Below are 25691 nucleotides of genomic sequence, written 5' to 3' on the forward strand. Positions count from 1 at the left end.
TATTTGTTCTTTTATTCAAAATATGGAGGGAAATAAATAAATACTCCCCTCCAATAGAGTTACATATTTCTAGTCTTCACCGAGTGACCAAGACAATGGTAAAATAGAGTTGTTTTGAGACACTCTAACATAGCCCTGCATTTCTTGATGAAGTGCAGAACAGAAGTCTGTACAGTAGAATGGCCATACACCCACTTGTTTTGGTTCCCAAGTAAAGGTCTCTGTTTGACCAGGCATAATTAGGAGTTCAGAAGTATTAGCACCAATCATAGCTACACCATGAGGTACATCGTAATCTTGCTCTAGGTTGGTTACATGGAAGTATACCTTATCACCTACTTTAACGCCTTCAATATTATCAGGAGCAAAGTGACTTCTAATCATGGTCATATAGACATGCACTTCTCTGCCTTTTCTTACTACTTTAGTATCGGCTTCGCTTTTGACCGCATATGGGTGCTTATTATCTGCTAAGGCGTAAAATTTCTTAGATTTCGGAGCAATTAAGCTTGCAGGAATACCTGCAGCATAGTGCGGTTCACCAATAGTGGGGAAGTCTAATAATAGCTCCATTTTATCACCACTTATATCATACAACTGGGCTGATTGAGTTACCTCAGGACCTGTTGGTAAGTATCTGTCTTTAGTGATTTTGTTCATGGCCAATACATATTTACCGAATGGTTTTCTAGAGTTACCACCTGGTATCATTAAGTGACCCACAGAGTAATAAGTTGGTTTTCTGTCAATGACCTCCCAAGTACCTAGTTTCCATTTTACCACTTCAGAAGAGATAAAGAAAGTAGTATAAGCATTTCCTTTGCCATCAAATTCTGTATGCAATGGACCTAGACCGGCTTGTTGTACAGTACCAGCATTTATGGCTTCAAAATTCAAAATTGGAATACCATACGCATCACCATCAAAGTTTTTGGCGTTAATCGCTTTTATCATTTTACTAAATGAATGAATGGTAAGGTTGGATGATAATTTACCACTACCAACGATAAACTCTCCGCTAGGGTCAACATCGCAGCCATGTGGAGATTTAGGTGTAGGCAACAAATAAATAGCACCAGGAATTTCTCTAGGATCTACCACCAATACCTCTTTTTTCATAGTAGAAGTAGCCGAGTGAGTTTCATCGCTATATACATTATGAGCATAGTTTGTAGGCATTTTTTTACCTCCACCACCATTAACATACGCTTCTACTTTCTTCCAGTTAATGGCTGCAATAAAGTCTTTGTCGTTTTGGGAAGCGTTTACTTCTAAAAGTGAGTTTGCTTCTTCTGTATTATAGGTAGTAAAGAAAAACCAACCATGCGAATCTCCACGACCAGGGTGAGATAAATCATAGTTAAAACCAGGCATTATAATCTGGAATTTAATATCCATAGTACCATCTTTAGGGTCTACAGAAATGAAAGATAACGCACCTTTAAAGTTTCCTTTATAGTCTTTGATTGGCATATCTCTTTGTGGAACAGGTACCGAGAAACGCGTTCCTGCCACTACATACTCCGTGTTTTCTGTCACAAAAGAAGAAGAGTGATTACCAGCACTATTTGGGATTTCAATTATTTCGGTAGTCTCAAAAGTAGTAAGGTCAATTTTTGCAATTCTTGGTGTATTATTACCATTAATAAAGAGAAACCTGCCGTCTAATTCACCCGCTGTTTGTGAAATGTCTGGGTGGTGAGCATCATCCCAAGGTATAAAACCATGTGACGTGTTAAGCATTGGTTTGGTTTCTTCGTTATAACCATAAGCTTTTTCTGGATCTTGAGAAAAAACAGGGATTACTTTAAATAACCTTCCAGATGGCAGACCATAAACAGCCAACTGTCCACTGAAGCCACCAGAAACGAACGCATAAAACTCATCGTGGTCACCTGGTTTTACGTAAACTTTTTCTGCTGCTCCTTCTGCTAAGGCAGAGTTTGACTTGCTGTTCTTCGAGCTACAGGCCGTTAAGATGCCTAGAGGCAACAGAAGCAAAAGTGATTTTTTGAAAATATTTTTCATGATTTTATACATCATCTGTTTATTAAGATTTAAAACTATTCTATGGTAGGTGGAAGAAGTACCGCATCTATAACATGAACTATCCCGTTACCAGCAGGTACGCTTGCAATGATATTTGCACCGCCAATTTTGGCTTTGCCATCTACTACTGTTATTTCCACGTTTTGATTATTGGCTTGACCAAGCTTTTTGAACTTCGTCAAGAAGTCTGCTTTTAAGTTTCCTGGGGTTACGTGATATTTCAGGATGTTAGCTAAAGCGGCTTTATTTTCTGGTTTTAATAAGCTTTCAACGGTGCCTTCAGGTAAAGCGTCAAATGCCGCATTTGTAGGGGCGAAAACAGTCAATGGCCCCACATTAACAAGAGCGTTTTCTACCTGAGCTGCTTGAACAGCAGCAACCAGAGTGGTGTGATCAGGAGAGCCAATGGCAATCTGTAAGCAATTTGGGGTTGAATTTTCATCTTCGATAAACGCCTGACCTGTTCGTTCCAAGTTTTGTGAATCGTCAGATAAACTGGACTCTGTAGAGCTACTTGTACACGACATTATGGTGTATGAAAAAGCAAGTATAATAACTAGGTTTAAGTGTTTCATTTTCATCTTATTTATATGGTTCTGAAATATTCTAGGACCGCTCTCGCCTCATCTTTAGTCAGGTTTTGATTGGCCATTGGAGCACCGTTAAATTCAATCATGAGGGCTTTGGCATCTGGGTCTTCTACCACCATGACTTCTGGATTTAATATCATATTCATAATCCACTCTGGAGTTCTTCTTTCCAAGACACCCATAGGAGAAGGTCCTATAAACTTTTTATCTAACCTGTGGCATGCGGTACACTTTGCTTTGAATATTTCTTCCCCTTTTTTGGCTAGTTCTGTGTCTATTTCTGCCGCAAGTGTCACCGAGGTAATAGGGCCAACACCTTTGTTTTTCGCAGTGGGAGCAGCATCCACTTCAGCGGTAGCGACCGCTACTTCGTTTTCATTTTCTGTTTTAGATTCGCTACTTCCGCAGCTTGCAATTAACAGGCTTAAGAATAACATAAAGGTTAAAATAGAGGTGTTTTTCATTGGTTTAATTATTTTATTAATACACTATTACTGTTTTGTAAATTCGAGATATAAGTTTCTTAAAATGGTTGGCATTTGGTAAGCGACCTCCAATATGATTAAAGGTGCTAGAGGCGGACAGAGCTAAAATTTCATGTCTAATGCTATAGATTTCGGAAAGGTCTAGTTCCTGTAGCCAACTAGCTGGAAGTATCGCATCGATATATTTGTTACCCATCACAAAACTTATTTTAAATGAACACTACAAAGTTACTTAGAAGCAGAATCTGGACAATATTGTCCAGTACTTAAGTGTCATGTTTTCATCTGATTGTCGTCATAATTTCAAGGAAAAGAATAGCCTAAGATATTCTGGCGAAATGCTGTTTCTTTTGTTAGAGCCTTTTCCCAATTAGAGTAATAGTTCAGGTGCTACTTTTATTTTGTACAAAAAAAGAGGGGTAGCACTCTTTTTTAAGGTCGACTACTTACTTGATAAATACTCGTTTTTTTGGACGTTTTACGTTTTGTTCAACTAATAAGAAGCTTATCAGAGGGTGGATTCTTATCAGCAAAAGCAATGAAAAATGCTAAAGCAAGGTCAGTGGTTTTTGCAGGTACTGATGTTATTCTTTAGATGGCTTAATGCAATCTCATTCGAGAAGAATATGGGTTTTTGAAAATCAATGACCTCTAAATAGCCTTTTACAGTAAATACCCTTAGTTTAGACCTGCTATATATTAATAATATTGAGCTAGAATTTTATAGTATGAAAAAAGGTATTTTGGTTTGCTTATGTATGTTTCAAGTGTTAATGGTGTTTGGGCAGAAGCCTCAACCAGTAAAGGTGATTTTTGACACCGACATGGGACCAGATTACGATGATGTAGGAGCCATTGCCATGCTACATGCTCTTGATGCAAGGGGAGAATGTGAAATTTTAGCTTGCATGGCTAGTGATTCACATGAATTGGTTGCTCCCACAATTGACCTTTATAATCAGTACTTTAAGCGGCCAGATATCCCGATTGGCTTAGCGGTAACCGATGCTCCGGGTATTCTTTCTCCCAATAACTGGAATGATTCGTTGTTTAATCATTTTGAATTATCCAAAAATGCTTACGAACCTGCAGTTGGTCTTTATAGGAAAATACTGGCGAATCAGCCAGATGCAAGTGTGGTCATTATTACTGTAGGATTTGCATCAAATCTGGCGGCACTTTTAGAAACAAATCCTGATGAATATTCAGAGTTATCCGGGTTAGAACTTGTTCGTAAAAAGGTACTTCGTTGGGTGACTATGGCTGGGAGGTTTCCTGAAGGAAATGAGTTTAATGTAAGAAGAGTTCCGGACGCCTCGTATTCTGTTTATCGGGATTGGCCAACCCCCATTCTTTTTAGTGGTTTTGAAATAGGACTCCCAATACTGACTGGCGGGCCATTGAAAGAGCTTGATCCTAAAAAAAATCCAGTCGCTTGGGCGTATGAATATAATTCAAGAACCTATAAGGGTCAGAAAGGTTTCCCAAAAGTGTCCTTTGATCAGACGGCAGTCCTTGTTGCGATAAGAGCCCCTGAAGATTATTTTTATGTTCTTGGTCCAGGGACGTTTAAGGTATTCAAAGATGGCACCAATGAGTGGATCCCAGAAGGGGGGAAGCAACACTTCTTCTTGGCTCATAAATATCCGTATGAAAAAATTGAAGAGGTTATAGATGAATTAATGATCTATGAACCCTGAAACTAAGAGTATCATAACCGATAAAAGATTTATATAAGCGGGTCTTGGTAATGAGTTTGTTTAAAACAGAGAATCATAGGAATTTCTGTGATTCGATTTATGCGATATGCAGTAGTCGGTTGCAAATTCAATATATAGCCCTGGTGGGGATATGGCTGAATTGAATTATATAAATAACTGAATTAAACGAATTTAACGTCTAAGGTTGTGGCCCCGCTAGGAATCGAACTTATTGGTATTTATTTGTATATATTTTACTTAAAAACACTAGTTATCAAGTAGTTGTAAATTTAGTCTATTTGCTATAACTTCTATTTTTATCCATTTTACTGTTACACCTACTGTTACCATTTGTATATTTACTTATGAAAAATTAAAGTATGAGTAATAAGGCAACGACGAAAATAAGGCTAAGGCCAGATCGGAAGAATAGAGGAGGGAAGCTTGGTCTTTATATTCAAGTCTGTATTAATAGTAAAGTTAAACTTTACCCAACTGGGCTGAGCATTGAGTCGGCTTACTGGGATGTGAGAAATCAGAAAATCAAGCGTATCCCCGGAAGTAACGATCATACTCAATATAATTTGGTTCTTGAAAAAAGACATCAAGAGATTAAAGATGTTATTTTTCAGAAAACGGTAAACGGGGAGCGAGTTAATTTCGAGACTATATCTTGTGAACTTATTCCATCGGAACAAGTGCCCACTACTTTTATTGGTTTATTTCATCATTTCTTAGATTCAAAGTCTCAGGAATATGGCGTTGGAACAACAAAAGGTTATAAAGTGCTATTTAACCAAGTAATGGAATTCAGGAAAGGGAAAGACATTCTTGTAAAAGATTTGGATTTCAGTTTTTATGAAGGCTTTAAAAAGTGGTTACTGAAAGAAAAAGGGCATAAAAATGATACCGTTAACAAAAGGTTGAAAACGTTAAAAACCTTTTTGAGATACTGTGGTAACTATGACCTTTTTGATATTTCAATGTTATCAAAATTCAAAATGCTTGAAAGTAAACCAACCACTCGAATTGCCTTAAGAGAGAGTGAATTGATAAAGTTATGGGAGTATGATTTCTCAGATAAAATTAGATTGGAAAGGGTCAGAGATTTATTTGTCTTTGCTTGTGCTACAGGCTTAAGGGAATCTGACGTACAGAATTTGAAGAAAGCGAACGTGAGAAATGGAAATATTTATATTAACTCCATTAAAACGAGTACAGAACTAGAAATTCCTTTGAATAAATTCTCTCAATGCATACTCGAGAAGTATGAATATAAATTACCTAAAATCTCTCAACAAAAGCTAAATGATTATCTTAAAGAAGTAGGTAAACTGGCAGGACTAGATGATGAAGAGGTAGTTGTTTCCTTTCAAGGTGGAAAGAGAACAGAGATTACCATGCCGCGATATGAATTATTAGTTTCACATGTCGGGCGAAGGAGTTTTGTTACTATAAATATACTCAAGGGAGTTCCCATTCCCGTTATCCAATCTATGACTGGTCATAAAGACCTTGCCTCTTTTCAAAAGTATATAAAAATTGGAGCGAGCGATAAAAGAGCGGCTATGGCAAGGTGGTGAGTTTGTTTCAAATTTTTAAAAAGGATTAACATGAGACACTATTTGAAACGAAATAACCAACACAAATATATCTTGTTTAATACTTTAAATAAATATCTAATGGGCGGCTCACTTTCGCCGGAATATGAATTAATAAAATGTTGAGCCAAAATACCAAAAATATTCGATAGACACTTCAAAGCTTTTATACTCAAAAAAGCTAACTCAAAATTGAGCTAGCCTTAGTGAAAATTAACCATTTAATAATACATGAAAGTTACTTTTTCAGTGATGCCTTACTAAAAATATAAGCAGGAATTTTAGGATTAAACTGAATAGAAATGACATTAAAATCTGTCCCTTTCCCGTTTTTCAACATGTCTTTGTAATTAATACTTTTAGGATACCATCTGCCGCTTATATTTTCAACTTTGCTCATCGTCGTTTTCTTTAATAATTGACCGCTCTTGGCATACAACTCCTCCTTTAAAGGCACATATCTTTCTTGGTCTATCCAAGCCTTCCTTTTTACATATGCTACATCATCCACTTTGGCGTTTAATTCTAGTACCCATGTTTTTCTTCCAGCTATGGTTTCTTCGCCCATGACTTTGGCATTATACATTTCCAAAAGCTTTCTGTCTTCCATCATATCTTCATAAGAAAGGTCTGACCCCATCACCGACTGACGAAGCATGTGACCAGAAAGCTGAATGGTTCTATCAGACGATGGAGAGTAAATCCAAAGCTTGTCTTCAAGCTTGAGCATCTTAGTCCCTTTTTCTCTTTCAGGAGCTAAATACTCAGTGAAGGATTTGAATTTACCTTCGGAATAGCCTTTGGAAGTCACTTCTCGGGAGCCTCTTCTACCATAAATCACCATGGTAGATTCTGTAATTTGAGAATCTGAGGACATATTCTGGTCCACTTTTCTTAGGATGGCGGCCGCATCTGGTGGTGTGGGAATAGCCCAAACCAAGGTCAATAAAAATGCAATAATTGTTTTCATATTTTTATACTTCTAATTCTTTAAATAATGTTGCTGTTTCTCTTTTATAAATTCCGATACCCGATAACATATTCCCAAAAAGCATAGCCAATAATCCTGGAATAAAACCTATGTAGAAAAGGTCTGGTGTTACTTTAGCTCTAATAATACTTGGCATGAGCATTCCTGAGTTCTTCGTCATACTGCTAATATCCAATCCTGTTATTTGCCAATAATAAGTGGCCGCTACGCCCAAAACTGTTCCGACTATGGAACCAATAAGACCAATTAATATGGCTTCATACATAAGTGATCTATAGATAGCCCCTTTAGATTCGCCTAGAGCTAATCTTATCCCAAACTCATTATACCTCCGCAAACCACCTAACAAGCCTGTATTCCAAAGAACTATAGACATGGCCAAAATGAATATAAAGATAAATATGCTTGAAAATGCATCCATGACATCAAGCAAAGAAGCCAAATTGTTTTGTTGTTTTAACGTGAACATGATGGATGAAAACTCATCATCTTCAGAACTATATTTCGCGTTAAAATCATTGGCAATTTGAGTGGCCTCTTCATCGAAATAACTGTTTGATTTTAAAAACCCTAGAATTTCACCAGCACCATCCGTCATGTCTAACATGAGTTGTGCATCGGAAATGTCTATTAACATGGCACCTCTATCCATCATTGCAGAGCCAAATTTAATGGTCCCTGAAATAACAAAGTTTTGAAAAGTCATGCTGCCATTGACAGTAGAGCCCACAAAAGTAATTTCATCCCCTATTTTTAATCCAAGTTTTTCCGAAAAGTCATTACCTAAAATAACCTCGCCAGGACTGTCTGGAATGGTTCCTGTTACTAATGAACTTTTAATATTCATCCGCTCCGCTTCACCACTTTCCGTATTAAACAAATCAAGAGCTATTCCAGAAACTGGCCCTTGCCCTTTCGTAAGTCCATTGGCATCAGGAGCATCCATTAGGCCACCAAATTTGATGCGACTTGTCCAAGTTAATTCTGGAAATTCTGCACTTAAGTTTTGCTTTAATTCCGTGACATCCAATAAGCCCAAATCATTAGGAAGTTGGTCTTTATTCTCGGCATAAGCTCTGGTCATTACTTTGACATGACCTGTGTCCATGTTGGCATTTTGAACCACCATGTCTCCTAACATTCCTCTGATATAACCACTCAATAGTATGGTTAAAAACACACCCAAGGAGATTATTATGATAGGCAGAGTGCTTCTGCTCCTATCTCTTAATATTCCTTTAAATAAAAATTTTATCATTGTAGTTTTCCTTTTAAAGCGTTTACTGGGTTAAGCTTTGCAATTTTAGTTGCTGGCAAAAAGCTAACAATAGTAGCGGCAATTATGATGAGTAAAATTGTGATTGCGATTAACCCAAAACCATAGACAGGATAAAGCGTATCACTTATGGCCACTCCTGCATCTTGAGAGGCGGCCGGTATTGGAATTCCATATTTAGCCAACAAACCAAGCAATGGAATACCATAAAGACTTCCAAGAACTATAGCAAAAAGACTATACATGCTGCCTTCTACAGTAAAAAGTGCAACAACTTCTTGGCGGGTCATACCCAATGCAATGAAAGTCCCTATTTCTTTTTGTCTTCTAAAAATGGAGAGAACTTGTGTATCAAAAAGTGCCAAAAGTGAAATGGCCAAAAGCATGACATAAAAGATGGAAGAACTGATTTTTTTGGTAGCAATAATGTCTGAAAGTGTTTTTAATAAAGCCTCTTGACTTTGAAATTTCCAGCCATTAATATCAGCATATGTTCCTTCTTTTTTAGCTATTCCCATGGTAACATGCCCTTCTAAACCCGTCATGGCTTGAAGTTTTTTGATTGGCATCCAGAGTTGACCATTGTCAATGGTTCCTACGTTTGAATTAAAAATCCCTACAACGGTTATGTTTGTAGCATCAAAAGTGCTATTGGCGTCTCGCCATCTCATGAGCACTTCACTGCCTTCTTTCAGGTTGGCAGCTTCTGCCATACGTTTACCTATCAATACAGGAACCTCTGCTGTACTTTCTGACAATAAATTAGTTGGAAGCTCTAATGTGGTCTGGTCAGTATTGATTCCTTTTAATTGAACTGAAATCATTCTTCCTTCAGGATAAATAGAACCTTGTTGAATTAGAATGGATTCAAAATCAGCGGCAACATTTGAAGGTAAAACGCCATGGCTATCATCTAAAGTGAAAGGGTCAAATACGTCATAATCTTTATGGTGCAACTGCCCTTTGCCATATTCCCAGGCTATGCCATCACGCGTAGCTTCTTGATTCCAGCCATCCATTAAGCCATTGAAGAATATAATCATCACAAAAGCGAAAGAAAGCACAATGACGTTTAGCCAGGTTCTTAGACCGGCCCCCATGAGGTTTTTATAGGCTATTTGAAATGCTAATTTCATAATTGTAAATTTTGATGAAAAATAATTTCGTCTTCGTTTAAAACTTTCATTATTGTAGTTTTCCTTTTAGAGCGTTTACTGTATTAAGTTTTGCAATTTTAGTGGCGGGTAAATAGCTCACAATTGTTGCCGCAATCACTATCAATAAAATGGTGAATCCTATCAATCCAAAGCCATAAATTGGATAAATAATATCACTAATGACTACCCCTGCATCTTGTGAACCTGCAGGTACGGGAATACCGTTTGTAGATAACCAATAGAGCAATGGAATACCATAAAGGCTACCTAGAACTATAGCAAAAAGGCTATACATGCTACCTTCCACAGTAAAAAGCTTCACCACCTCTTGGCGTGTCATTCCTAAAGCTATGAATGTGCCTATTTCCCGCTGTCTTCTAAATATTGAAAGAACTTGCGTGTCAAACAGTGCTAAAAACGAAATAGCTAACAGCATTAAATAAAAGAGTGAAGAGCTTATTCTTTCGGTAGCCACAGCTTCTGCTAAGTCTCTTAATAAATATTCTTGGTTTTCAAATTTCCAGCCATTTATTGCGGTATAATCTCCGCTTTTCTTGGCAATCCCCATACTTACATGACCCTCCAGTCCTGTCATATCTTGAAGTCTTTTTAAGGGCATCCATACCTGACCATTATCAATAGTGGCAACGTTTGAATCAAAAATACCCACGACCGTTAAGGTGGATGCGTCAAAAGTGCCATTGGCATCCCGCCACCGCATAAGTACTTCGCCGCCTATTTGTAACTTGGTTGACTCAGCCATTCGTTTTCCAATCACAATAGGAATGTCTGCCGTACTCTTCGCTAATAATTGTGTTGGAATTTCTAATGTCTTTTGGTCTGTGTTAATTCCTTTCAATTGAACCGACATCATCCTTCCATCAGGATAAACAGAACCTTGCTGAATGAGAATTGACTCAAAATCCTCGGCAATATATTTTGGCAAAACACCATGGGCATCTTCAAAAGTAAAATGGTCCAACCCATCAAAATCTTTATGTAGTAAATGCCCTTTGCCAAATTCCCAAGAAATACCATCTCTGGTAGCTTCTTCATTCCAGCCATCCATAAGTCCATTAAAAAAGATAATCATTACAAAAGCAAAAGAAAGCACGGCTACGTTAAGCCAGGTTCTTAACCCCGCTCCCATTAAGTTTTTATAAGCTATTTGAAATGCTAACTTCATGCGGGTGTATTAAGATGAGTTACAATTTCATCATTTTCAACACGGCCATCTTCTAAGTGTACGATTCTGTCCAAATAACCCATAACTTTTTCATCATGGGTAGAAAATAAGAAAGTTGTATTCAATTCCTTATTAAGGTCTTTCATCGTTTGCAAAACTGCATGGGCATTTTTGGCGTCCAAGTTTGCCGTAGGCTCATCAGCCAAAAGAATGTCTGGCCTCTTCACCATGGCACGTGCAATGGCTACTCTTTGACCTTCTCCTCCTGAAAGTTTTGATGGCTTTTTATCTGCCATGTTTTCTAAACCAACCCATTCCAAAGCTTCCATTACAGCTTTTTTACGCTCGGTGGCAGTTTTCTTTTGAAGCAATAAAGCAAACTCTACGTTTTCATAAACCGTATAAACGGGCAATAAATTAAACACTTGAAAAATGAAACCAATGTGAATATTGCGAAGCAATGCAGATTCCTTATGCGAGAGCTCTGAAATATTTCTCCCCATAATATTGGCTATACCTTCGGTTGGGCTGTCTAATGACCCTATGATATTTAGTAATGTTGTTTTACCCGAGCCACTTGGGCCAACTAAACCCGCAAATTCGCCTTTGGCAAACTCCAGATTGATGTCGTTTAAAGCCGTAAACTCACCATCGCCTACGGGGTATCGTTTAACCACATGGTCTAGTTTTATAATATTTTCTGTTGTCATAGTATTTTTTATTAATGATTATAGACTAACATAAGCCTGACGCCAGGCCCTTTAAAGTTATTTACTAATTCGTTTTGTTGAATTCCTAGCTGTGTATCCGGGTTAAAATAGCCCATCAGATATCCCGTTAAAGCTTTAAACTGATGTTGATAATTTAAGAAAAAAGTAAAATCATCTGAACTGTGATTGTAATAAACCACCGAACTTAGATTATCGAACATGCCGATTGGATAAGAAAGCGTAGTGGCCGTAATATGTGATGTGGCATCAAAAGCAAATGGTTTTGGGTCATAAGAAAGTATTAAGTGCTCCGCCAAAACATTGAGACCATTCCCTAAACCGAAAGTGTAATCTGCACCTAAATTGATATACGTTTGGTCGGTCAGTGCACCAAGGCTTTCATATTTATGGGTGTGAGAAAGTTCAAACCAAAGACCAATAGTTACATCCCACTTCCCATCTATCGCAAATCTATCTTCTGGAATTTTGTCAAAATCGGATGTTTCAAATAAGTCAGAAGCATTTACATTTCTATGATGATATGAAAGACCTATCTCCCCTTTATTGGTAGGAAACTGAAACCGTCCTCCAAATTCAGGTTGCTTTTTACTGGTTTTTATGGCATCAAAGCCTCTGGTCTTTTCATTTCCATACAATCCCCAAACCCAAATATTGGCATTGTTAAGAAAATAGTATCTACCTAATGCGGCATAAACACCATTGGTTAAGCTCAATGGATCTCTAGGGTCAATCTGATTAAACCATTGAATAGGCCTAAGGTTTGTGGCCGCACCAAAATCAATTTTCTGCAAGCCCACTCTTAATTCGAACTGTTTGCCAGTATATCTGGCCCAAGCTCGGTAGGGCGAAATATCGCCGGTATTGCTAGCTTTATTAAAAGGGTGAAAAAGCGTGTTGCCCGAAATATTTAAAGCTACTTCAAAGTCAATTTTCTGATTGGTATCCAATCCAATTTCTAAATCAAGTTGTGGAATGTATCTGGCACCAATTAAAACGTCTTTCTCATTATCTGGGCTATAACTTCCGATAAAAGAAGCCTGTCCGTCAAACGACATTTTTGTCTGAGCATAACTAGTGTAAGAAATTAGCAAACTAAAGAACAAAATGGATATTGCTCTTTTCATGATTGTAACATTCCGAAGAAAAAGAAATTTGTTATTTCATCAGACAGGTCTTCACTGTCGTCAAAAATGTTAATAAGTTTCGGGTCTTCCATTAAGTGAAATACACTGTCCAACATATACATGATAAACTCAACTTTAAGGCCTTCTCGTAGTTCTCCTTTCTTTTGGGCTAATCTTAAATCCGTTTCAAATCTTTTGTTTGATTTTACTCTTTGTTGTTGAATTAGTTCAGCCAGTTCTGAATCTTGATTAGAAAAAATATCTTTCATGAATTCCATACTAATTTCTTTAGCGTTAGTCTTCTTCAGTGATATTATCTCTTTAAGTTTAGTTTCAAAGGGCACTTTCTGATTCATGATTTTCTCATAATCTTGAAACCCCTTGTCCATTATTTCTTTAAGAATAATACCCGCCACTTCCTCCTTGTTTGAAAATTGACGATAAAAGGTCATTTTACTAATTCCGGCAGCGATAGAAATCTCTTCGACACTCACTTTTTTTATGCCATGTTTCCAGAAAAGCTTTTTCGCATTAGCGACTATAGATAAATATGATTTCGACTTTTTCATCACCTAAAATGTTACGATTTGTTTACAATGTTACAAATATAGCAAATAAATAACAAATATGTAACATTAATAGGATCTATTATTCCGTCGAACTATAAAATATGCCTCAAAAAGACCTTTATTATCTTTTTTAAATATTTAAGGCATTTGATACTTCTATATCTTTTCTTTCCTTAATGGTAATGGTACGCTGTGGGAATGGAATTTCTATGGCATGTTTATCAAACCCTTCTTTTACAGCTTTGTAAATTTCATTTTTCATTTTAAACGCAATAGGATAACTGGAAGACCAAACCCAAGCTTTTAAATTTACAGAAAAGTCGCCGAGACCCACCACCTGAACATCCACTTTAGGTATAGCATTTTGTTTTTCAAACACTGTTCTATTATCTATTGAAAGTGGATTATCTTCGCAAATTTCTCTCATGACCTTCATGGCCAAATCTATATCAGCGGAATAGCTAATACCTACCTCAATCCAAGCACAGTTTTTGGATTCGATCATAGAATAATTTGAAATATTCTCTTTGTTAATTATACCATTGGGGATTACAATCCTTGTATTTTGGAAATCTGTGATAATGGTATGCCTTAAATTGATGTCTTCAACTTTACCCATTGTGTCGCTTCCAATTTTTACGATGTCACCAATTCTAAAAGGTTTGAAAAAAGCGATAAATAAACCTCCTACGATATTTGAAATGGCTTCCTGCGAGGCTACTCCAGCCACTAATGCTAACACTCCTGCACTTGCCCCTGCGGCGGTAGCAATATTTGCCATTCCTGGTATGGCTAAAGCGAAAAGTAATATACCAAATAAATATATAACAGCGGTAACAAGATAATTTAAGTATCGATACATAGTGACATCTCCTTGGTCTCTTGGAGAAAGCTGAGCTTGTTTATTTCTGAAATACCCCTGAGCAAGGGCGGATGAAACTACGGTCAATATTACTATAGAACCAAACCAAATAACTCGTCCAAGGTTGTCTGTGATGTTCTGATAAGTTGTTTTATCAACAAATATGTAACTGATTAGGCCAAGTCCAATTACAGTAAAAAAGATTTTGGCTAACCTTCTAAAGGTTCTAAAAACAAAGCTATAGTATTTGGCTTTTTCCCATTTTCTTTCAATTAGGTCTAAAGACCTAACAGATATTAGAATAATGAGTAAGGTCAATAGTATAACTGTTACGAACCAGATTAGTTTTTGATTTTCTATGATGAAATTTTGCATATTATCTTGATTATATGTGCTTTAATGACATATTGGATATGTTTTCAGATTTGGTTTAGCTTTTTTCGATGTTAGAATGGAATTCCAAAATTTACATAGGTTCCTATTTCCTTCGATTGATCGCCATACATTAAACTAAATTCCAAAGAACCAATGGGCGTTTGATAGCCGAATGTTAAAGCATGGCCTGTAAGCCACCGATTACTAGGTATATGGTTTTCTTTACTAATGAAATTACTAACCAGCCCGTTAGTTTTGATACCTATAAAAGCGTTTTTAATTATATTATAATTTACACCCAAACCTAAGCTTGCAACACTTGAAGTAGCAATACTCCCTTCGTTGTATCCAACAAAAGTGATTTGATTTCTAAAAGTTTTTGTTAGTCCTCCTATTTGAAAATTATTAACTAAATTCTGACTATAATTAAAATTTATGCCTGAAAAGAAGGCTCTTCCGGTTTGAAAGATTTGACTAAATTCTGACTATAATTAAAATTTATGCCCGATTGGAAAACCGTATTTATAGTCCATTTGGGCTTCAAAGGATAAATACCTTCAATCTTGAGTGTAATTCTTTGGTAATTTCCGTAATTGATATCCAATTGCCCAGCATCATTAACAGCTACACCATCTTGAAAGAAATTTATATCAGGTTTTTGATTAAATATACTACTTAGCTCTAAGTCCAACTTAACTCCTTTGGTTGGAAATTGGGGTTTATTAAAGGTATTGACAGCCAGGAAGGCAAATGATGTGAAAAATGAGTTTTTCCCTTGTGCTTGCAGTCTTGATTCCACCAAAGGCTTGAAACTAATATGTTCTTTTCTAATTCCAATACCGGAGGTCAATTTCAGGTGACCAGAATATTGCATTTTTAGTTCTCCGGTACTATAATTTTGTCGGTACTGGCCAGTTCTCTTGATATTGGTATAAGTATTTAATTTAAAGCTCTCTATCTGTAGTTTTGCAATCATGGCAACATTCTTTCTAAGGCCAAAATACTGCATATGTTCACCTTTTAATCTTAGATTTTCGCCAAGGTTATAGGTGGCTAAGGAGCGTGAATATTTGCTTAATAAATCGCGAGTGGTAAAGTTAAATATTGCACTTATGCCGGAAAAATCATTATAATGGATGCCGATTTTGGCGAAAGTTAAGGGGTTTTCTTTCACGGTAAATATGAGTTCGTTGGACTCATCCAGATGTTTAATGATTCTATAATTAATGGAACTATAATACCTAGTCCCATAAACTCGTCGAATAAGATTGGAAATATCTGAATCAGAATAAAACCTCCCACTTTCAAAACCCAAGGCGTGAATAAAAAAGTTTTCTGTGGTATTTATTAAACCCGAAACTGTGTAATCATTGATAAAGATAGAGTCCTGTTTTGGAAGTCTTTGTTGGCTTGCAGTCGGCATTCCATAAATGTCATTTAATGAATCTGCTAAATGCTTAAATGCTGGATATACTAATTCTCCTTTTTGCCGACCAAGTTCAATGATTTCATTGGAACTATTAAAACTACCCATAGAATAGCTGTCCAGGGTTTGTTCAATATAATAATCGCATAGGGGTACTTCCTGTAAGAAATCGTCATTTTCCTTTAAAAAGGCTAATTGAAGTATAATGTCAATGGCATTGTTTAGCTTTTCTTTTGGGTATAATCCCGAGCTTAAACTACTTCCAATTATTATATCGGCTCCCATTTCTTTTACATCTTTCACCGGAAAATTCCTCAAAAGACCACCATCTACCAGTCGCAAATCATCTAATTTTACAGCCGTAAAAACGGATGGAATAGCCATGCTTGCCCTCACCGCAGTAGAAAGATCTCCTGAATCAAATATTTTAACTTTTCCGCTTATTATATCGGTAGCGATACATTTAAAAGGAATGGAAAAATTACAGAAATCAGATACACCCTGCACGGGTTTATAGAGATCGGCAAACTTAAACCATAGTTCTTGTGCCTCAAGCACACCTGTAGGAAGAGATATCTTTTTGTTTTCAATAGGCAATTCAATCGCATATTTGCCATATTCTTCCTTCTCTTCCATAGCCAAAGATTGTATGGAAATATCATTGCTAAGTAGTAAATCCCAGTCAATAGATAAAGCCATTTCCTCTATCTCATTCCCCGAATAACCAATCGCATATAGAGAACCCACCACGGCTCCCATACTGGTGCCAGTTATGTAATCTATTTTTACACCAGCAGAATCCAGTGCTTTTAAAATGCCAATATGTGCAAGACCTTTTGCTCCTCCACCGCTAAGTGTTAATCCAATTTTTGGCCTTTCGGCCTGTCCAAAAAGTAAACTGAATTGAAAGAAGAATAAAGCAATAAGAAAGGCACGTTTTTTCATTAAATTAAGCCGTCATTTTTATTTTTTATCACAAACTTGCTTTTGCCCTATTATAAGCCTTTCCCTCTTTCCAATGTTTCCATTTCTTACCAAAAACCTTGGTCATACTTTTGTCAACTAGCTGGTGTCTAACGAGATTAAAACCACCCTTAAAAAAAGTAAATACAGAGTCATTTGCTCTTAAAGCCAGGCTAAAGCCGCCGTCAATATATCTAATGTGATGCCACCAAAGGCTGGGAATAAAGATTGTTTCGCCATGACTAAAAGTTCCTTCAAATCCTACTAAATCCTTGGCTGCAGGAAATTTTTCATATCGGATTTTCTGGGTCAAAATGACTCATTGCCGTAAATGAATGTTGATTTAAATTAGTACTCTGATTGGGAGCAAAAAGGATATTTTTTTTTACGTGTTTGAAACTGGGTCAAAAAAACATTAGAACAGTCCATGTCATAATGCAAAGTGGTTACAGCATCTTTCCCCCCAAAGAAAACAAAACGATACGTCTTTATAAAACCGTCCATGATGTTAGGGTAGCGAATGTCTTTTGCTAATTCTGGGATTTTCTTGAATATATCGAATAGGAATATACGTAAGTCTATTGGCTCATTAGATTTCACTAAATCAAGATAATCTCTAAGCTTCATCGTCTTAGCTATTTTGAAATATTTATCTGGATCGTGAAAGTTCTTATCAATGAGCGGTACTTCCAAATCTCCATGGTTATTTTGTAACCATTCAAAAGTCCACTTTTCAGTAACTGGCCAGTCTTTAGCTAAGTCTGTGAATATTACAGGCCGTTTAGGTTTCAAATATTCTTCTATGAGCTCTTCACGACTTAATCCAGCTCTACGGTCTATAGTTTTTAATCGCATAATGTTTGGGTTTATTAAAAAAAGGAAGCTTGAACTTCTCCTATTTGCTGCCAATTAAAAAAGGTAATAACTTTCATAAAATTGACTCTTTGAATATATTCTAGAGTTTACTCGATCCTTATAAGTATCAGTTAAGTTAATTTCTAAGACCACACTCTTTGCAATTGATTTTCTACAATACTCTTTTGGGAAACCCATTATACCTCAGCCTTAAACGACAACGAGTTCGTTAAGAAGAAAAACAATACCTGTAAGCACAAACGTAAGCAAAAGAGCATCGTAGGCGTAATCCACTAGAACACTTTTGCGAGTGTTACTTTGAGAAATTAGATAGTTTGCTCTTACTTGATTTCCGATTTGCAAATCTTGGCTTTTAACAACATGCTGCATGGCTTTTTCATATTCTGAAATACCAAGATTTACATCACCCATTAAAAACGTGTTTTCTTCAAGCTTTGGATGGAGATTTAGGATGTGTTTTTTGAAAAATCTCCCAATCATAAAGCCAAACGGTTTTGTGGCAAGGATAGACAAAACGAGTGTGACCAGAAGACCGGTAATTAACAATATGGATATCAACCGACCTTGATTTACGTTTTGGTTAATGTATTCGCTAAATCCAATCAAAACAGAAATGACTGTGGTACATATCCGAATCAATACTGCGGCTTTTCTGTCGAGTATTGCTATGTTGGCCACTTCAAATTTATTTTGATTTCTTAGGAAGCTACTCATGGACTTCCTCGGTTCTTTGGCTGTACCAAATAATCCCGTAGAGTTTAGAACATTTTCGCTATTCTCCATTTGATACTTCAAGAGCTTTGCTTCAAGTTCTTTCTTTTTGAGCTTATTAATTTTACTTTTTACTCCCTTTATTTTTGGCTTACCTCGATTCTCTTCAGTAATCATATCCTTATTCATGTTTTTTGTTTTAGAATTTGAACCAAATATTAGCCCTTGTATAAGCAAACTGATAGGAACCTTAAAAGCCTCTCAATTCTACTTCTCAAGCATTGAGAAAGATTGTCCAATGTTTCTAAGCTCCATTTAAATTTCTTTTAAGACGACACTTTTTGTAGTTGGTTTTCTACTATTCTAATACTATCTGCTATCGTTTTACAATGATTCTCTACCTCATCTATTGAAATTGTAATGTCAAAAGCTATTTCGATTTGCATGATAAAATCCGCAAAATCTAAAGAATCGAAACCAAGATCTAGAGAGAGATTGGCGTCAGGCTGTAACATGGTTTTTTCCATGCCCATGTCTATTAAAATCTCTTCTATCGTGCCTGTTGGGGTAATTGTATTCGTGTTCATATTTATTGTTTTTGATATCAATTCTTGGTTTTTAATAATTTTGCCTGCCCCAAATGAACCATTTACTCATTCAGGACAGGACTTAGTTTCTCATTTTGATGACAGACAATGCATAGTGGACATTTATCCAGTATTCTTATGCCAATGCCGGTTCTTTCTTTGGAAACTTCTTTCCAAACCACTCTTTCGTATCATCGGCTAGTCTGTATGCCACTGGTACTATAATCATGGTTAAAATCATAGAACTGGTCAAACCACCTATCAACACCCAAGCCAAACCGTTTTTCCACTCAGAACCTGCTCCAGTAGCTACCGCAATAGGAATCATGGCGATAACCATGGCAATAGTTGTCATTAAAATTGGTCTGAAACGCTGTAGTGTACCTTCTACTACAGCCTTCTTCCTTTCCATCCCTTCCGCTTTTAATTGATTGACAAAGTCAACAATCAGAATAGCGTTTTTAACCACTAGACCAACTAGCATGATTAATCCAAGCATTCCGAAGATACTCATGTTTTGCATGGCCAAAGCCAATGCCAACAAAGCACCAATCAAAGCAACTGGAATAGAAAACATTACCACAAATGGATATACGTAGCTATCATAAAGAGCCACCATAATAAGGTATACCAGTAAGATTGAAGTCATCAAGGCAAAAGCTAAACTTCCGAATGCTTCCGCTTGATTTTCTAGATCACCACCTTGAGAGACCGAGATTCCAGTTGGTAAATCCATGGCGTCTATTTTAGCCTGAATATCATCTCCGATAGAAACTATATCTCTACCAATTACCTGACTTTCTATGGTCAAAGAAGAAACTTTATCTTTTCTGTCAAGTCTCGCTGGGCCACTACCTTCTGTTACATCGGCGAATTGCTCTAGTTTTATCAAATTGCCTGTGGAGTTTAAGAATGTAAGGTTATTTATATCTGATTTGTCTTTTCTGTCAAAAGCATCTAGTTGTACACGAATGTCATATTCGTAGTCTCCTTCTTGGAAACGAGAATCTGTGTTTCCTGTAAAAGCATTTTGCATAGTAGCACCCACCATATCTAGGGTTAAACCTAGGTTGGCCAGTTTTTCTCTGTCAATATTTACATTAATCTCTGGGCTACCACCTTCCACAGTAGACTTTACTTCTGCAGTGCCAGGAACGGTTTTAACGACTTGCACAAGCTCAGCACCAAACTCAATTAACTCGTCAACATTAGAACCTTGAACTACCAGCTGCACAGGGGCGGCTGTTCCGCCACCTACCATACTTACGGCTGCTGCTGTAAATTTAACACCCGGGATATTTTTATTAAGGTATTCTTTGGTCTCTATGGCGTATTCATCCGATGTGAAATCACGGTCTTCAGATCCTACTAGTTTCACGTTAATTTCGGAAAGATAGGCCGTAGAGGTTATGCTCATAGCACCAGAGCTTTGACCAACGGTTGTAAAAATATTGGTTACCTCTTCTTGGTTTAGCAAATACTCTTCGACCTGCTGTGTAACACTATTGTTTTGTTCAATGGGTGTTTCTTTAGGCATTTCTATTTTAACTACGAACTCTCCATTATCGCCATTTGACACAAACTCAGAACCGATATAGCCATTTGTCATTAATGTAAACGACGCACCTACTAAGCCAAATATGACCAGAATAGTCGCTATTTTATGTTTCATAGCGAAGCCTAAAACAGAACGGAAGAAGTCTTCAATGCTTTTGATAAGCCTTTCAAACCATATTAGAGGGAGGTGTAAAGGCTTATTAGCATCTAAGTGTGTCAATTTAGTGAAACGAGAAGCCAACCAAGGAGTCAAAGTAAATGACACCAATAAACTAATTAATGTAGCGGCTACCACCACCAGGGAGAACTGCCTTAATAAATCGGCTACGATTCCTGAAACTAAACCAATAGGCAAGAATACCACCACAATTACCAAAGTAATAGAGAACACAGATACACCTATTTCTTTCCAGGTACCCATAGCGGCATCCATAGCTGTGGCTCCTTTTTCCATTCTAGCATGAATGTTTTCTAAAACCACAATACTGTCATCCACCAGAATTCCGATTACCAAAGACAGAGCCAAAAGGGTCATTAGATTAAGCGTAAAACCAGCTACACTCATAACCGCAAAGGTGGAAATGACCGAAACCGGAATGGCAACCATTACAATAATGGCGTTTCTAATATTATGCATAAAGAAAAGCATAATAAAGGCTACCAATATTACCGCTAAGAAAAGGTCATTAATTACGTGGTTGGCAGCTTCTAAAGTAAAAACGGAGCTATCATTACTTATTTCAAATTTAAGGTTGTCAGCAGCATACGTTTCCTGCAACTCTACTATTTTCTCTTGCACCTTTTTACTTACTTCCACTGTATTTCCGTCGCTCTGTTTAGAAATGGTAATTCCTAAAGATGGGCTTCCGTTAATTCTGGAAATGGTAGATGTTTCTTTCTTGGTGTCATATACTTCAGCTACATCTTTAAGCTGAATTTGAGAGCCATCTTCTGAGGTGGCAAGTATCAAATTTCTTAACTCCTCTAAACCCTGAATCTTTCCTGAAAGACGAACCAATATGTCTTTATTCTCGTCCTTTACACTACCCGTTGGGAAATTTAAGTTTGCCTTTGAGATTGCCTGAGAAATTTGAAGGATAGATAAATTATAGTATTTAAGCTTATCACCGTTTACGTTAATATTAATTTCCCGATCTGCTCCGCCAATTATATTTACCTGAGCCACGCCTTCAATTCTTGAAATCTCTGGTTGAATCTTATCTTCAAAAAGCTTGGTAAAGGCTACATCTTCTAAAGTAGAAGTAGCTCCAAGTCTCATAATCGGCATTTCATCTAAAGAGAATTTACCAATAGCAGGCTCTAACATATCATCAGGCAGGTTTGCCATAATTCCGTCCAACTTTCGCTGAGCGTCTTGAACAGCTTGGTCCAAGTCTGCACCATATTTTAAGGTAACTATCACACTAGAAAAACTTTCCATGGAAATCACCTGCGTGCCTTCTAAGTTTTCTAAAGAGGATAAAGCATTTTCAATCGGTTTACTCACCGACGATTCCACTTCAGAAGGCGTAGCTCCTGGGTATGCTGTAGAAATTGAAATTACTGGAGACGATATATCTGGTAGTAATTCGTAAGTAAGACTAGAGTAGCCATAGAGGCCAAAGAATACTAGAATGCTGAACAATACCACCACGAGGGTTGGTCTTTTTACTGCTAATTCTGTTATTGACATGATTATAATTTTTTAATGGTGAGCTACTTAGATTAATCTGCTATAACTTTGATAGCTCTTCCGTCTTCTAAGTTTATTTGACCTGTAGTGATAACTTGGACTCCTGTATTTAAACCACTCAATACTATTACGTTAGCTTCTATAGTTCTTCCAACTTCAATATTGACAAGCTTAGCTTTGGAACCAACTACTACGTAAACTTGAGGTTGCTTTAAGCTACCTACTACGCATTTTCGAGGAATGGTTAATACGGTGGTTTGGTTTTGGTTTACAGAAGGAATGCTCACAGTGCCGTACATACCAGCTTTTAAAGGAGTTCTTGAGTTATTAGTCAAATCTATACCTATTTCATACTTTCTGGAGGCATCTGCCTGAACTCCTATTAAGTTTATTACACCTGTAAAAGGTACGTCAGGGTATACTTCAGTCATGATTTGAACGCGTTGGCCTCTTCTAACTTTTACAATATCTTTCTCGTCTACATTTACCACCATTTTAAGGTTATTTACATCAATAACGGTAGCGATTTTAGTACCTGGGCTCGCAAAACTTCCTTGCTCCAATAATACTTCGTTAATAACTCCTCCCATTGGAGACTTTACTGTTGAGTATTTTAATTGTTGCTCCACAGAAGTCACGTTTGTTCTTTGGTTTTGCATCGCTAAACTCACCTCTTCAAACTGTGTTTGACTTATGGCTCCAACTTCTAAAAGATTTTTGTAACGCTCTACATCCTTTTCGGCTTTTGCCAAAGAAGCCTTAGCTGTTGATAATTGAGATTGAATAGTGGCGTCATCAATAGTGGCAATCGTTTGGCCGTTGCCTATTTTTTGACCTTCTGTTACATATAGTCTTGTGATTCTTCCTTGACCTTCAGAAATGATGCTTAATTCTTTTCTAGCTTCAAATGTTCCTACTAACTCTAATTTATCTTCAACATCTTGTGTTTCTACCGAAACTACCTTCACCGGAATTTCAGAAATGACTAATTCTACCTCATTGGCGTTTTCGTCAATTATAGCTTTGTTAGATTTAAGCTTAGTGTAACCCCAAATGGCTAGAATGGCTACCAAAAGGATTGGGATTATGATTTTTAGGTTTTTCATTTTATTAATTTTATTGAAATTTCTTATAATTCTGATTTAATCATTTGAGCTAATTGCCCACTTGTTTTGACATGTTCTAATTCCGCCAGTCTAAAGTTTAGGATTGAATTCAAGTATTGAGATTGAGCCTCTTTGAGGCTGCTTTCTGTATTAAGTAATTCTGATAGCGGTGCTACACCTTCTCTGTAAGACAGCTGCGTTACCTCGTATACTTCATTTGCCAAAGCCATGTTTTCTGTTTGTACATTTAATTGGACTTGGCTTTGACGAATTTTCTTATTGGCATTGTCAAAGGCCATTTCGGTGGAAGCTCTTACAATTTTCTCGTCCCATTCTATTTGCATTAATTTGATTTTATTCTCTTGAAGTTTTTTTGCCTTTTGTCCACCGTCAAAAATTAGCACCGATACGTTTAGCCCCCACAGTCCGGCACCAAATCCAGAATAGTTGTCTTTCTTGAAATTGAATTTATTGGCTTGCCCTGTGTAGTTATATTGGGCAAATGCAGTTAAAGTAGGCAAATAAGAAGCTTTAATTACATTGTTGTCTAGAAGAGCTAGTTCTCTTTGCTTCTGAATAAGTTGGAAATTGATGTTTTCGTCTAACAGTAATTGCTGCGACAGCGGATAACGATTATCTTCTGCCAGTTCTTCTACTAATAGTATTGGTTGCCCCATGTCTAAACCTAAATAAAACCGAATTACATTTAGCTGCTGGTCCATGTTAAGCTCCACATTAGATAACTCCGATTCTAGATTAGTTCTGTTTACCCGTAATTGGTCAACCTCAATTTTCTTTATAATTCCATTGTCAAGCTGTGCCTGAGCCATTTTGACCAATTGATTTGTTCTTTCTAAGTTATCTTGTAATAAGTCATTTTGAATATCAATAATTTGATATTGTAGATAGGCCTGAACCACGTTATAAACCAAATCTTCTGTAGAAGAAAGGGTTTGTAATTGATAGGTAGACTTAGTTGCATCTAGTTTTTTAATATTCTCAAAAAACTCTTTGTTGTATAGAATTTGATTAGCCTCTATTCCCGCATTTAGACCATATCTTACACCAAACTTTACTGGTATAGAGCCTTCTTGGCCGAAAACCTCTCCAGGAAGTAATTGAGTTGGTAAGGCAAAATTGTCGGTATATCCTGCTTTTCCAGATAACTGAGGTAAGGCAGAAGCTTTAGCTGTAAGTACTTGTTGGTTAAGGATGTCTTCGTTTAGTCTAACTTTTGCTAGTTCCGGGTTTCTCTTAGAAGCTATGCTTATTGCTTTTCTAACTGTTAATTTAAGCGTGTCACTCATTGAAATCTTCACATCATCGCTCTGAGCAGTGCCTTCAAGGAACATCATGCTGAGTGTGAAAATTAGTATTACTTTGAATTTCATTAATATAGTTTGTTTTGTTTGTTCTGTTTGTTTTGCTTGTTCTTGATTAAAAGAACCAATTGGGTAAAAAAACACTAACGAGCCTTCCACTCTTCCAAAGCCTGTTCTATCTTTCCACCTAAAAATGTTTGAAAGGACAGGATGTCTTTTAAACCATCGTTAAATTCTTTAGTACCGCTTTCTTTTCTATGTTCAAGTACATCTGTAAGGATATCATTAATTTTATTTACAGTATTTGCGGAATTCATAGCCGTAGTAAGCCAGTTTCTTGTATTTATCTTAAAATATCTTTTCCTGTCACCGCTAAAAGTTAAATAATTAACATTCCCCTCAGTTTGAAGTCTATTTAGAGCATTACTAATTGCACTTTTACTTGCTCCCAAAAACTCTCTAATTTCATCAAATGTCTTATATTCAGGCTCCGCCAATAGTAAATAAGCAAAAACTCTGCTCTCCATTGGTGTTCTCCCAAATTCTTCAAAGCTAACCCCTAAATCCTCTACTTTTCTCTTCTTGTCTACCATATCTATTTCTGTTTGACGATACAAATGTAAGACAGTTTCTTTGGTTCTGCAAGTAAAGAACTAAAAATATTTATAGTTTCTTATCCAAATACACCAATTTAAAAAAATGAACAAATGTAACCTTCACCTTAACTAAGGTTAACCTGTCTTAATTTCGGCTT

23 protein-coding genes are annotated in these 25691 nt (G+C 36.7%); 2 read left to right on the plus strand and 21 right to left on the minus strand.

Going from position 1 to position 25691, the window contains the following annotated elements:
* Positions 1-69 precede the first annotated feature (69 nt).
* Genes nosZ through ACTBZY_RS18530 form a run of 3 tightly spaced genes read right to left on the minus strand, consistent with a single transcriptional unit; the run spans position 70 to position 3103 of the window.
* Positions 70-2028 carry a Sec-dependent nitrous-oxide reductase gene (gene nosZ / locus ACTBZY_RS18520; protein ID WP_463047850.1) on the minus strand — a complete coding sequence of 653 codons (1959 nt, stop codon included), beginning with the start codon at positions 2026-2028 and terminating at the stop codon, positions 70-72.
* A 35-nt stretch (positions 2029-2063) separates the two neighbouring features.
* Positions 2064-2624: a fasciclin domain-containing protein gene (locus ACTBZY_RS18525; protein WP_463047851.1), complete on the minus strand. Its 561-nt coding sequence runs from the start codon at positions 2622-2624 to the stop codon at positions 2064-2066.
* Positions 2625-2635: 11 nt separating this feature from the next.
* Positions 2636-3103, minus strand: a complete 468-nt coding sequence (locus tag ACTBZY_RS18530) for a c-type cytochrome (RefSeq protein ID WP_463047852.1) — start codon at positions 3101-3103, stop codon at positions 2636-2638.
* Between the two features lie 779 nt (positions 3104-3882).
* Between ACTBZY_RS18530 and ACTBZY_RS18535 the strand changes: the two genes are divergently transcribed.
* Together ACTBZY_RS18535 and ACTBZY_RS18540 are read left to right on the plus strand one after the other, a co-directional pair.
* Positions 3883-4824 (plus strand): nucleoside hydrolase, encoded by a 942-nt coding sequence (locus ACTBZY_RS18535; RefSeq protein WP_463047853.1) that lies wholly within the window; start codon positions 3883-3885, stop codon positions 4822-4824.
* A 380-nt stretch (positions 4825-5204) separates the two neighbouring features.
* Positions 5205-6407, plus strand: coding sequence for a site-specific integrase (locus ACTBZY_RS18540; RefSeq protein WP_463047854.1), 1203 nt, complete (start codon positions 5205-5207; stop codon positions 6405-6407).
* A gap of 256 nt (positions 6408-6663) precedes the next feature.
* Here the strand turns inward: ACTBZY_RS18540 and ACTBZY_RS18545 are convergent, their stop codons facing one another.
* The 18 genes from ACTBZY_RS18545 to ACTBZY_RS18630 form a co-directional block, all read right to left on the minus strand.
* The gene (locus ACTBZY_RS18545; protein WP_463047855.1) at positions 6664-7395 is read right to left on the minus strand and encodes an outer membrane lipoprotein-sorting protein; all 732 of its coding nucleotides are present in this window, start codon (positions 7393-7395) and stop codon (positions 6664-6666) included.
* A gap of 4 nt (positions 7396-7399) precedes the next feature.
* On the minus strand, positions 7400-8674 hold the full coding sequence (locus tag ACTBZY_RS18550; protein WP_463047856.1) for an ABC transporter permease: 1275 nt from the start codon (positions 8672-8674) through the stop codon (positions 7400-7402).
* Positions 8671-9828 (minus strand): ABC transporter permease, encoded by a 1158-nt coding sequence (locus ACTBZY_RS18555; RefSeq protein WP_463047857.1) that lies wholly within the window; start codon positions 9826-9828, stop codon positions 8671-8673. Before ACTBZY_RS18555 ends, ACTBZY_RS18550 begins: the two co-directional genes overlap by 4 nt.
* Positions 9829-9877: 49 nt before the next feature.
* Complete coding sequence (locus ACTBZY_RS18560; protein ID WP_463047858.1) at positions 9878-11035, minus strand: ABC transporter permease; 1158 nt, start codon at positions 11033-11035, stop codon at positions 9878-9880.
* On the minus strand, positions 11032-11745 hold the full coding sequence (locus ACTBZY_RS18565) for an ABC transporter ATP-binding protein (RefSeq protein WP_463047859.1): 714 nt from the start codon (positions 11743-11745) through the stop codon (positions 11032-11034). The genes ACTBZY_RS18560 and ACTBZY_RS18565 overlap by 4 nt, the downstream gene beginning before the upstream one ends.
* Positions 11746-11756: 11 nt before the next feature.
* Positions 11757-12890: a porin gene (locus ACTBZY_RS18570; protein ID WP_463047860.1), complete on the minus strand. Its 1134-nt coding sequence runs from the start codon at positions 12888-12890 to the stop codon at positions 11757-11759.
* Positions 12887-13459: a TetR/AcrR family transcriptional regulator gene (locus tag ACTBZY_RS18575; protein ID WP_463047861.1), complete on the minus strand. Its 573-nt coding sequence runs from the start codon at positions 13457-13459 to the stop codon at positions 12887-12889. Before ACTBZY_RS18575 ends, ACTBZY_RS18570 begins: the two co-directional genes overlap by 4 nt.
* 130 nt (positions 13460-13589) lie before the next feature.
* Positions 13590-14696, minus strand: coding sequence for a mechanosensitive ion channel family protein (locus ACTBZY_RS18580; RefSeq protein WP_463047862.1), 1107 nt, complete (start codon positions 14694-14696; stop codon positions 13590-13592).
* A gap of 71 nt (positions 14697-14767) precedes the next feature.
* Complete coding sequence (locus ACTBZY_RS18585) at positions 14768-15166, minus strand: hypothetical protein (RefSeq protein ID WP_463047883.1); 399 nt, start codon at positions 15164-15166, stop codon at positions 14768-14770.
* Entirely contained in the window at positions 15130-17067 is a 1938-nt protein-coding gene (locus ACTBZY_RS18590) for a patatin-like phospholipase family protein (RefSeq protein ID WP_463047863.1), read from the minus strand. Before ACTBZY_RS18590 ends, ACTBZY_RS18585 begins: the two co-directional genes overlap by 37 nt.
* Positions 17068-17095: 28 nt before the next feature.
* On the minus strand, positions 17096-17398 hold the full coding sequence (locus tag ACTBZY_RS18595; protein WP_463047864.1) for a cupin-like domain-containing protein: 303 nt from the start codon (positions 17396-17398) through the stop codon (positions 17096-17098).
* A 35-nt stretch (positions 17399-17433) separates the two neighbouring features.
* Positions 17434-17940: a cupin-like domain-containing protein gene (locus tag ACTBZY_RS18600; protein ID WP_463047865.1), complete on the minus strand. Its 507-nt coding sequence runs from the start codon at positions 17938-17940 to the stop codon at positions 17434-17436.
* Positions 17941-18150: 210 nt separating this feature from the next.
* Positions 18151-18861 carry a hypothetical protein gene (locus ACTBZY_RS18605; RefSeq protein WP_463047866.1) on the minus strand — a complete coding sequence of 237 codons (711 nt, stop codon included), beginning with the start codon at positions 18859-18861 and terminating at the stop codon, positions 18151-18153.
* A 137-nt stretch (positions 18862-18998) separates the two neighbouring features.
* Positions 18999-19259 (minus strand): acyl carrier protein, encoded by a 261-nt coding sequence (locus ACTBZY_RS18610; protein WP_463047867.1) that lies wholly within the window; start codon positions 19257-19259, stop codon positions 18999-19001.
* Between the two features lie 136 nt (positions 19260-19395).
* Positions 19396-22509 (minus strand): efflux RND transporter permease subunit, encoded by a 3114-nt coding sequence (locus tag ACTBZY_RS18615; protein WP_463047868.1) that lies wholly within the window; start codon positions 22507-22509, stop codon positions 19396-19398.
* Positions 22510-22541: 32 nt separating this feature from the next.
* Positions 22542-23615: an efflux RND transporter periplasmic adaptor subunit gene (locus ACTBZY_RS18620; RefSeq protein WP_463047869.1), complete on the minus strand. Its 1074-nt coding sequence runs from the start codon at positions 23613-23615 to the stop codon at positions 22542-22544.
* 23 nt (positions 23616-23638) lie between these two features.
* Positions 23639-25006, minus strand: coding sequence for a TolC family protein (locus tag ACTBZY_RS18625; RefSeq protein WP_463047870.1), 1368 nt, complete (start codon positions 25004-25006; stop codon positions 23639-23641).
* A 74-nt stretch (positions 25007-25080) separates the two neighbouring features.
* Entirely contained in the window at positions 25081-25530 is a 450-nt protein-coding gene (locus ACTBZY_RS18630; RefSeq protein WP_463047871.1) for a GbsR/MarR family transcriptional regulator, read from the minus strand.
* Between the last annotated feature and the right edge of the window lie 161 nt (positions 25531-25691).

The organism is Arcticibacterium sp. (assembly GCF_055134445.1).

Bases quoted from the DNA above. Each gene is read 5' to 3' on its own strand.
- nosZ (WP_463047850.1), bottom strand. From the start codon at position 2,028: ATGAAAAATATTTTCAAAAAATCACTTTTGCTTCTGTTGCCTCTAGGC.
- ACTBZY_RS18525 (WP_463047851.1), bottom strand. From the start codon at position 2,624: ATGAAACACTTAAACCTAGTTATTATACTTGCTTTTTCATACACCATA.
- ACTBZY_RS18530 (WP_463047852.1), bottom strand. From the start codon at position 3,103: ATGAAAAACACCTCTATTTTAACCTTTATGTTATTCTTAAGCCTGTTA.
- ACTBZY_RS18535 (WP_463047853.1), top strand. From the start codon at position 3,883: ATGTTTCAAGTGTTAATGGTGTTTGGGCAGAAGCCTCAACCAGTAAAG.
- ACTBZY_RS18540 (WP_463047854.1), top strand. From the start codon at position 5,205: ATGAGTAATAAGGCAACGACGAAAATAAGGCTAAGGCCAGATCGGAAG.
- ACTBZY_RS18545 (WP_463047855.1), bottom strand. From the start codon at position 7,395: ATGAAAACAATTATTGCATTTTTATTGACCTTGGTTTGGGCTATTCCC.
- ACTBZY_RS18550 (WP_463047856.1), bottom strand. From the start codon at position 8,674: ATGATAAAATTTTTATTTAAAGGAATATTAAGAGATAGGAGCAGAAGC.
- ACTBZY_RS18555 (WP_463047857.1), bottom strand. From the start codon at position 9,828: ATGAAATTAGCATTTCAAATAGCCTATAAAAACCTCATGGGGGCCGGT.
- ACTBZY_RS18560 (WP_463047858.1), bottom strand. From the start codon at position 11,035: ATGAAGTTAGCATTTCAAATAGCTTATAAAAACTTAATGGGAGCGGGG.
- ACTBZY_RS18565 (WP_463047859.1), bottom strand. From the start codon at position 11,745: ATGACAACAGAAAATATTATAAAACTAGACCATGTGGTTAAACGATAC.
- ACTBZY_RS18570 (WP_463047860.1), bottom strand. From the start codon at position 12,890: ATGAAAAGAGCAATATCCATTTTGTTCTTTAGTTTGCTAATTTCTTAC.
- ACTBZY_RS18575 (WP_463047861.1), bottom strand. From the start codon at position 13,459: ATGAAAAAGTCGAAATCATATTTATCTATAGTCGCTAATGCGAAAAAG.
- ACTBZY_RS18580 (WP_463047862.1), bottom strand. From the start codon at position 14,696: ATGCAAAATTTCATCATAGAAAATCAAAAACTAATCTGGTTCGTAACA.
- ACTBZY_RS18590 (WP_463047863.1), bottom strand. From the start codon at position 17,067: ATGAAAAAACGTGCCTTTCTTATTGCTTTATTCTTCTTTCAATTCAGT.
- ACTBZY_RS18600 (WP_463047865.1), bottom strand. From the start codon at position 17,940: ATGCGATTAAAAACTATAGACCGTAGAGCTGGATTAAGTCGTGAAGAG.
- ACTBZY_RS18605 (WP_463047866.1), bottom strand. From the start codon at position 18,861: ATGAATAAGGATATGATTACTGAAGAGAATCGAGGTAAGCCAAAAATA.
- ACTBZY_RS18610 (WP_463047867.1), bottom strand. From the start codon at position 19,259: ATGAACACGAATACAATTACCCCAACAGGCACGATAGAAGAGATTTTA.
- ACTBZY_RS18615 (WP_463047868.1), bottom strand. From the start codon at position 22,509: ATGTCAATAACAGAATTAGCAGTAAAAAGACCAACCCTCGTGGTGGTA.
- ACTBZY_RS18620 (WP_463047869.1), bottom strand. From the start codon at position 23,615: ATGAAAAACCTAAAAATCATAATCCCAATCCTTTTGGTAGCCATTCTA.
- ACTBZY_RS18625 (WP_463047870.1), bottom strand. From the start codon at position 25,006: ATGAAATTCAAAGTAATACTAATTTTCACACTCAGCATGATGTTCCTT.
- ACTBZY_RS18630 (WP_463047871.1), bottom strand. From the start codon at position 25,530: ATGGTAGACAAGAAGAGAAAAGTAGAGGATTTAGGGGTTAGCTTTGAA.